The sequence below is a fragment of the Belliella aquatica genome (assembly GCF_014637795.1).
GTDB classification, from domain to species: domain Bacteria; phylum Bacteroidota; class Bacteroidia; order Cytophagales; family Cyclobacteriaceae; genus Belliella; species Belliella aquatica.
Genome location: NZ_BMFD01000051.1, coordinates 1 through 1,420, shown reverse-complemented (window position 1 = coordinate 1,420; position 1,420 = coordinate 1). Strand labels below are relative to the sequence as shown.

2 protein-coding genes are annotated in these 1,420 nt (G+C 37.9%); both read left to right on the top strand.

The window, feature by feature from the left end:
* Positions 1 to 45 precede the first annotated feature (45 nt).
* On the top strand, positions 46 to 444 hold the full coding sequence (locus tag IEV57_RS19230; RefSeq protein ID WP_188444656.1) for a transposase: 399 nt from the start codon (positions 46 to 48) through the stop codon (positions 442 to 444).
* Positions 441 to 1,388 carry an IS3 family transposase gene (locus IEV57_RS19225; protein WP_188444655.1) on the top strand — a complete coding sequence of 316 codons (948 nt, stop codon included), beginning with the start codon at positions 441 to 443 and terminating at the stop codon, positions 1,386 to 1,388. Before IEV57_RS19230 ends, IEV57_RS19225 begins: the two co-directional genes overlap by 4 nt.
* Positions 1,389 to 1,420 lie beyond the last annotated feature (32 nt).

Below are 1,420 nucleotides of genomic sequence, written 5' to 3'. Positions count from 1 at the left end.
TGTCATTCCCTGAAATAGGTTGACCGTTTTTAACCCTTAAATTAGATGTTAAAGACTGGAAAAAGGATTAATTCCCAAAGGAGATTTTCTGAAGAGTTTAAACGTAAATTGGTTGATGATTATGAGAAAGGAGTAATGTCCGTTGTACAGATGGAGCGTTTTTATAATATTAGAAATGGTATTCTTTACAATTGGATTTACAAGTATTCGACGTATAATGAAAAAAATGTTAGGATAGTTGAGATGAAAGATAGTCAGACAAACAAGCTAAAGGAACTGGAAGAAAAGGTCAAGGAATTGGAACGCGCAGTAGGTCAGAAGCAGATTATGATTGATTACTTAGAGAAGATGATTGATCTGGTCAAGGAGAACTATTCGATTGATATTAAAAAAAACTCCAACACCCCACACTCTGGTGGTTCCAAGACAACCGACAAGCTATGACTTATTCACTCAATTCACTTTACGAGGTCGTAGGCGTGAGCAAGCAAGCTGTTCATCAGGCTAAGAAAAGACAGGAAGCCTTTGATCTTGAGGTTTCCGAATTGGTAATCTTAGCAGATCAGCTCAAGGAAGAACACCCTGGTTGTGGTGTTGAAAAGATGTATTATACATTGCGCCCATCCTTTATGGGTAGGGATCAGTTCTGTGAGATTTTCATGGAATTAGGTTATGGAGTCAAACGTGTAAGTAATTATCATAGAACTACTTATAGCGGGGCTTATATTTATCCCAACCTGATAGAGGGGATGGGAATAAAAAGACCATTTCAGGTAATCCAAAGCGATATAACCTATTTTCACTTAAACGGTGAGCATTATTATTTGGTGTTTATCATTGACGTTTATACCAGATTGGTAGTAGGATATGCAGTCAACGAACATCTGAGGACAGAAGGAAATATAGCGGCTATGAAAATGGCTCTCAAGATAATGAATTACCAGTCTTGGGGCTTGATCCATCATTCAGACAGAGGATCCCAGTATAGTAGTAAGGAATATACCTGTTTACTAAAAGAAAACCATATTCACATCAGTATGGGAACAGTTGCATGGGAAAACCCTTATGCTGAACGAATCAACGGAATTATTAAAAATGAATACCTCAAAAGATGGCAGATTAAGGACTTAAAAGACCTGAAGAAAAAAGTGGGAAAAGCAGTTGAACACTACAATACAAAAAGACTACACAGAGCTTTCAAAATGAAATTTACTCCTATGGGATTTTATCAAAAATTAGTACATTTATCTGCCCAAGAAAGACCGACGGTGATTGTTTATACCGAAGGAAAGAAAAACTTCGAAGGGGCGTCGAGCCCCTACGAAGTTTGCCCAAGAGAAGAACCTCTGGCTCATGATTGCCCGATGGAAATACTTAATGAATGTTGAACCAAACGGTCAACGCTATTTAGGGAGGTACA

Bases quoted from the DNA above. Each gene is read 5' to 3' on its own strand.
- IEV57_RS19225 (WP_188444655.1), top strand. From the start codon at position 441: ATGACTTATTCACTCAATTCACTTTACGAGGTCGTAGGCGTGAGCAAG.
- IEV57_RS19230 (WP_188444656.1), top strand. From the start codon at position 46: ATGTTAAAGACTGGAAAAAGGATTAATTCCCAAAGGAGATTTTCTGAA.